Source organism: Delftia sp. ZNC0008 (assembly GCF_000799035.1).
Lineage (GTDB): Bacteria > Pseudomonadota > Gammaproteobacteria > Burkholderiales > Burkholderiaceae_C > Comamonas > Comamonas tsuruhatensis.
Genome location: NZ_JTKZ01000559.1, coordinates 1 through 6,251, shown reverse-complemented (window position 1 = coordinate 6,251; position 6,251 = coordinate 1). Strand labels below are relative to the sequence as shown.

At 69.8% G+C, this 6,251-nt stretch carries 6 protein-coding genes; 2 read left to right on the top strand and 4 right to left on the bottom strand.

Features of this window, described 5'->3' with window-relative positions; genetic code table 11:
- The 4 genes from L995_RS18495 to L995_RS18480 form a co-directional block, all read right to left on the bottom strand.
- The coding region (locus tag L995_RS18495; protein ID WP_047472929.1) for an ABC transporter permease at nt 1-1,126 on the bottom strand (1,126 nt) is incomplete at its 3' end.
- A 19-nt stretch (nt 1,127-1,145) separates the two neighbouring features.
- Nucleotides 1,146-1,862 carry an ABC transporter ATP-binding protein gene (locus tag L995_RS18490; protein WP_047472928.1) on the bottom strand — a complete coding sequence of 239 codons (717 nt, stop codon included), beginning with the start codon at nt 1,860-1,862 and terminating at the stop codon, nt 1,146-1,148.
- A gap of 16 nt (nt 1,863-1,878) precedes the next feature.
- Nucleotides 1,879-2,868, bottom strand: coding sequence for a tRNA (adenosine(37)-N6)-dimethylallyltransferase MiaA (miaA, locus tag L995_RS18485; RefSeq protein WP_047472927.1), 990 nt, complete (start codon nt 2,866-2,868; stop codon nt 1,879-1,881).
- A 29-nt stretch (nt 2,869-2,897) separates the two neighbouring features.
- Nucleotides 2,898-4,094: a multidrug effflux MFS transporter gene (locus L995_RS18480; protein WP_047472926.1), complete on the bottom strand. Its 1,197-nt coding sequence runs from the start codon at nt 4,092-4,094 to the stop codon at nt 2,898-2,900.
- A gap of 214 nt (nt 4,095-4,308) precedes the next feature.
- Here L995_RS18480 and L995_RS18475 point away from each other — a divergent pair, with 214 nt between their 5' ends.
- Complete coding sequence (locus L995_RS18475; RefSeq protein ID WP_017407485.1) at nt 4,309-5,274, top strand: sulfurtransferase; 966 nt, start codon at nt 4,309-4,311, stop codon at nt 5,272-5,274.
- Between the two features lie 173 nt (nt 5,275-5,447).
- A partial coding sequence (locus tag L995_RS18470; protein WP_047472931.1) for a YeeE/YedE thiosulfate transporter family protein occupies nt 5,448-6,251 on the top strand: 804 nt, incomplete at its 3' end.

The following is a 6,251-nucleotide window of genomic DNA, read 5'->3' as shown; positions in this document are numbered from 1 at the left end:
CCGCGTAGCCGCCAGCCACGGTGGCGGCCACGCCCAGCAGGCCAAAGGTCAGCGCGGCGCCGGCACTCCACTGCAGCGCGGGCTGCACGCCGGCAAAGTAGCCGCCGCCCAGGTCACCGCCCAGCAGGTGCAGGGCCAGCCAGGCCAGTCCCGCACCCAGCGCAATGCCGGCCGCGCTGCCCACCATGCCCAGCAGCAGCGATTCCAGCAGCACCAGGCCCAGGCGCTGGCGCGGTGTCAATCCCAGCACGGCCAGCAGGGCGAACTGCGGCGCGCGCTGGGCCACGCTGAGCGCCAGCACCGAGAACACCAGGAACGCCCCCGTGAACAGCGCCACCAGGGCCAGCACCGTGAGGTTGACGCGGTAGGCGCGCGACATCTCGGCAATGCGCTGCTGGTCGTCGCCGGGGCGGCTGGCGAGGGCCTGGGCGGGCCAGTCGGGCAGGCGGCGCAGTTCGGCCAGCAGGGACTCGCGCGTGGCGCCTTCGGCCAGCAGCACATCGATGCGGTCCACCTGGCCCCAGCGCTGCAGGCTGTCCTGCAGCGCACCGATGTCCATCACGGCCAGCGGCGGGCCGGATGCGGCCACCGTGCCCGCGATGCGCAGGGTCTGCGCGCGCCCGCCCAGTTGCCATGGCAGGGGCGTGTGCCGCGCCTGCTCCGGCGTCAGGCCCAGGGCTTCGAGTGCCGTTGCATTGAGGAAGACCGCATCGGGCGCGAACAGGTCCAGCCGCCCGCCGCCATCGAACAGCCGGGGCATGAGCGCAGGCGCCACGGGCGCCAGCCGCAGCGCATCGCCGCCCAGCACGCGCAACTGCACCGGCGTGGCGGTGCCGGCCAGGGCCGTGGCTTCGATCCAGGGTGCGGCCAGGCTGACCTGGGGCTGCTGCGCAACACGGCCATACAGCGATTCGGGCAGGCCGCCCTGCATGGCACGCAACTCCAGGTCCGGCTGGCCGCTGACCGTGCGCACGGCGCGCGAGAACTCATCGAGCGCGGACTGGTTGATCACGTGCACGGCAAAGCCCAGGGCCACGCCCAGCATGATGGCCACCAGGGCGGTGGCCGTGCGCCAGGGATGCTGGCGCAGCTCCTGCCAGGAAAAGGTGCGAAGCAGGGCGAGCATGGGCGGATGGTCTCTGGCGCTAGGCGGGCTGCATGCCCTGTGCGGTCAGGCGCAGCAGGCGGTCGGCACGGCGAGCGGCCTCGATGGAGTGCGTGACCAGCACCAGGGCGGCCTGGTGCTCGCGGGTCTGCTGCAGCAGCAGCTCCATGACCTGTGCGGCCGTGCCGGGGTCCAGGTTGCCCGTGGGCTCGTCGGCCAGCAGCAGGGCCGGGCCGTGGACCAGGGCACGCGCAATCGCCACGCGCTGCAGCTGGCCGCCGCTGAGCTGCCAGGGCAGGCGCTGCTCCAGCCCCTGCAGCCCGACGGCCTGCAGCAGTTGCTGAACGCGCTGGCGGCCCGCCGCATCCAGCCGCTGCAGCAGCATCAGCGGCAGGGCCACGTTGTGCCAGACATCCAGGTGCGGCAGCACATGGAAGGCCTGGAACACGAAGCCGACATGGCTGCGCCGCCACAGCGCACGGCCGGTTTCATCCAGGGCCGACAGGTCCTGGCCTTCGTGCAGCACGCGGCCCTGCTGCCACTCATCAAGCCCGGCCAGGCAGTTGAGAAAGGTGGACTTGCCCACGCCCGAGTCACCCACGATGGCCACGAACTCGCCGCGCGCCACGCTGCAGTCCACGTTCTCGAAGACGGCGGTTTCCGTGCCGCCGTCGTTGCGGTAGCGCCGCGCCAGGCCCTGGACCTGAAGCAGCGGCGGCTGAGTCAGCGGCGTGTTGTCCTGGGGCACGGCAGTCATGAAGGCGGTTTCCTGTTCAGCCGTTGCGGGCCTGGGTTGCTGCGGCCACCACGGCCATCGCTGCCTGCAGCAGTTGCTGCTGGGCATCGGGCATATCGCAGGCAATGGCATGGCGGGCGGGCATGCTGCGCAGCCAGGTGATCTGGCGCTTGGCCAGCTGGCGCGTGGCGGCAATGCCGCGTTCGCGCAGCGAGTCCATGGAGTACAGGCCGTCCAGCGATTCCCAGGCCTGGCGGTAGCCCACGCAGCGGATGGAGGGCAGGTCCAGGTGCAGGTCGCCGCGCGCGCGCAACTGCTGCACTTCGTCGATGAAGCCGGCGCTCAGCATGGCGTCGAACCGCTGGGCGATGCGCGCATGCAGCCAGGCGCGGTCCTGCGGCTCCAGCGAGAAGAAGCCGCCGGGGCTGATCAGGCCCTGTGCCGCACCCTTGCCCGCTCGTGTATGAAAGCTGGACAGCGGTTTGCCCGACACCTGCCAGACCTCCAGCGCGCGCTGTATGCGCTGGCTGTCGGCCGGCGCCAGGCGTGCGGCCGTGGCGGGATCGACCTGGGCCAGCAGCGCATGCATGGCGGGCCAGCCGATCTCGGTGGCCTGGGCGTCCAGCCGCTCGCGCACGGCGGGGTCGGCGGCCGGCATGTCGTCAATGCCATCCTGCAGGGCCTTGAAATACAGCATGGTGCCGCCCACCAGCAGCGGCAGGGCGCCGCGCGCGCGGATCTCGGCCACCAGGCGCTGCGTGTCCTGCACGAACTCGGCCGCGCTGTAGGCCTGCAGCGGGTCGCGGATATCGATCAGGTGATGGGGGCTGGCAGCCAGTTCTTCGGGCGTGGGCTTGGCCGTGCCGATGTCCATGCCGCGATAGACCAGGGCCGAGTCCACGCTGATGATTTCTGCGGCCTGGCAGCGTTCGGCCAGCAGCCTGGCCAGGGCCAGGGCGGCAGCGGTCTTGCCGGAAGCGGTGGGGCCGGCGATGGCCAGGCAGGGGAGCGAGGAAGCGGTGGACATTCAAAAAACGCAAACGCAGGAAATGAAAATCAGCGGTGGCCATCGACCCCGCCGTGGCGGCGCACCAGCCCCCAGGCGACCAGGGCCGTGCACACGCCCCAGAACCAGATGCCGAAGGCCATGGGCCGGGTGGACTGGCCGTCCAGGTGCAGGCCCAGCCAGTGTCCCATGGCAAAGGCGATGAGCATCATGGTGAAGCCGTTGAGCGCCGAGGCCGTGCCCGCCGACTGCGGGAAGGGCGCGATGGCATTGCTCTGGCCGCAGGGCATGTGCACGCCATGGGCGATCTGGAAGATATAGAAGGGCAGGGCATAGGCCCAGAGGCTGCGCGCATCGGCCAGCGCCGCAATGCCGATGGCCGTGGCCGACAGCAGGCTGGCCAGCCCGGCAATCTGCACGGCGCGCCGCACATCCATGCGCTGCAGCAGCCAGCGGCACAGGAAGGTGCCCGCGATGTAGCACAGCGCATTGCTGCCCATCAGCAGGCCGTAGCCCGTGCGGCTCACGCCCAGCACATGGATATAGGTGAAGGAAGATGCGGCCAGGTTGGTGAACAGGGCCGCATAGGTGCAGCAGGTCAGCAACTGGTAGGACTGGAATCCCGGGTGGCGCACGATGGTGATCCAGTTGCGCGCCAGGGCCAGCGGCTGCAGCGCCGTGGGATTGGTGCGGGCCAGTGTCTCCGTGAAGCGTAGGGCCACCAGCAGCAGGGCCAGCGCACCCATCACCGCCTGGGCCAGCATGGTGGCGCGCCAGCCCAGCGAATCCACCAGCAGGCTGCCGCTGACGGGGCTCAGGAAGGCGATCACGCCCAGCCCGGTCAGCGCCTTGGACATGACCTGGGCGCCCAGGTGCGGCGCGAACAGGTCGCGCACCATGGCGCGTGCGCACATCACGCCGGCGCCCAGCGATGCCCCCTGCAGCGCGCGCCAGGCAATCAGCGATTCCATGGTCTCGGCGCTGGCGCTGCCCAGCGCGGCCAGCACATAGATGGACATGCCTGCCAGCAGGATGGGCCGGCGCCCGAAGCGGTCGGACAGCGGCCCCCAGGCCAGCTGCGAGCAGCCGAAGGCCAGCAGGAAGGCCGTCAGCGTGAGCTGCACCTGGGACACCTGGGTGGAGAAGGCTGCCTGTATCGAGGGCAGGGCGGGCAGGTACAGATCTGTGGCCAGCGGCTGAAGCCCCAGCAGCAGGCCGAGCAGGATGACGACCAGGACGGGGGACATGGCCGGCTGCGCTTGCGCGACGGCGGGAGACAGGGGCGCTGACATAGGCGCCCGAGGGTAGCAGAGAACCCGGGGTGCCGCTGTCCATGCCTTGGCGGCGCATATCCATCTGCGGATTGCGCAGTTGGGAACCGGCCCGCCCCTGCCTACATTGCATTGCAGAGCAACCCGACCCCAACCGAGCAACCAACGCAACTGCGAACAAAGGACCGTGATGGCAACGCCGACCGCTTTCTCCACCATCCCCGCCACCCTGCGCCAGGGTGCCTGCACCGTGCTGTACGTCGCGGCCCTGATCGGCGGCACGGCCCATGCCAATGCGCCCGTTCCCGAAGGTCCGCTGGTCAGCACCGAATGGCTGGCGGCCAACCTCAACCGCGCCGACGTGCGCATCGTCGAAGTCAGCGTCAACCCCGGCCTGTACGAGCGCTCCCATGTGCCGGGCGCGGTCAATTTCTCGTGGCACAACGATCTCAACGACAAGGTGCGCCGCGACATCGTGGGCAAGGAGCAGTTCGAGAAACTGCTGTCGCAGGCCGGCGTGAAGGACGGCACCACGGTCGTGCTGTACGGCGATACCAACAACTGGTTCGCGGCCTGGGGGGCCTGGGTCTTCGACATCTATGGCGTGCAGAACGTCAAGCTGCTGGACGGCGGCCGCAAGAAGTGGGAGGCCGAGAACCGCCCCCTCAACAACCGCGCCCCGGAATATGCGGCCACCACCTACCGCGTGGGCAAGGTCAACACCGCGCTGCGCGCGCGCCTGACCGATGCGCTGGCCTCGGCCGAAGGGCGCAGCGACGCCAGGCTCGTCGACATCCGCTCGGCCGACGAATACCAGGGCAAGGTCTTCGCCCCGGCCGGCGTGCCGGAGCTGGCCATCCGCGCCGGCCACATTCCCGGCGCCGTCAACGTGCCCTGGGGCCAAGCAGTGCGCGAGGACGGCAGCTTCAAGTCCGCCGAAGAACTCAAGAAGCTCTATGCGGGTGTGGGCATCGACGGCAGCAAGCCCGTCATCACTTACTGCCGCATCGGCGAGCGCTCCAGCCACACCTGGTTTGCGCTGTCCAAGATCCTCGGCTACCAGGTGCGCAACTACGACGGTTCGTGGACCGAATACGGCAACTCCGTGGGTGTGCCGATCAACAACCCGGCCGGCACGGTCTGGGCCGCGAAATGAACCTGCAGTCGATCAACCTGTCTTGAAGGCGGGGGCCGGGCGAGGGGTGTCAGTGCTCTTGGTTCGACGGATCAGGTGCGTGACGTGTGGCTTTGGCAAAAGCTCGGCTCCTTTGGGGCCCGCAGGCTGCGGGCCCCTTTTTTATGGGTGGATGGCAACAAAAGGGGGAAGCAATGACAAGCGTGACCGGTGAGCACACGCAGAACGTGAATGGCAGGCACAGGGCAAGGGACTGGACCAGATGGCTGCCCTTGGCCGCCGTGCTGGCCGCAGCCTGGCCTGTGGCGGCGCAGCTGCAGCTGCAGCTGCAGCTGCAAGGCGGCGGGCGCACCCTGGTCTTTGCGCTGGCGCTGGGCCTGCTGCTGGGGCTGGTGCTGCAGCGCTCGCGCTTTTGCTTTTACTGCCATGCGCGCGACTGGTTCGAGTTCGGCGACCCGCGCGGCGTGCTCTCCATCCTGCTGGCGCTGGCCGTGGGATCGGCGGGCATGACCGTGGTGCTGGGCAGCTGGGTGGCCGTGCCCCAGCCGGGCCAGTTGCCGCCCGACATGCACATAGGCCCCGTGAGCTGGGTGCTGGTCCTTGCGGGCCTCGCCTTTGGCGCGGGCATGTCGGTCTCGGGCTCGTGCATCAGTGCCCACTGGTACCGGCTGGGCGAGGGCTCGCCCGTGGCGCCGTTTGCCCTGGTCGGCACGGGCCTGGGCTTCGTGCTGGGGTTTCGCAGTTGGAACCCGCTGTACAGCCTGGCCATTGCCGATGCACCCGTCATCTGGCTGCCGGCCCATCTGGGCTATGGCGGCGCGCTGGCGCTGCAACTGGCCGTGCTGGGCCTGCTGGCGGCCTGGGTCTGGCGCATTCATGGGCGCTCGGGCCGCGCACGGCCCCGGCCTGCGGCAGAACCGGCGCAGCCACCGGGCCTGTGCCAGCTGTGGCTGTCACTGTGGCAAGGCCGCTGGAACGCCGCGCTGGGCGGCCTGGCC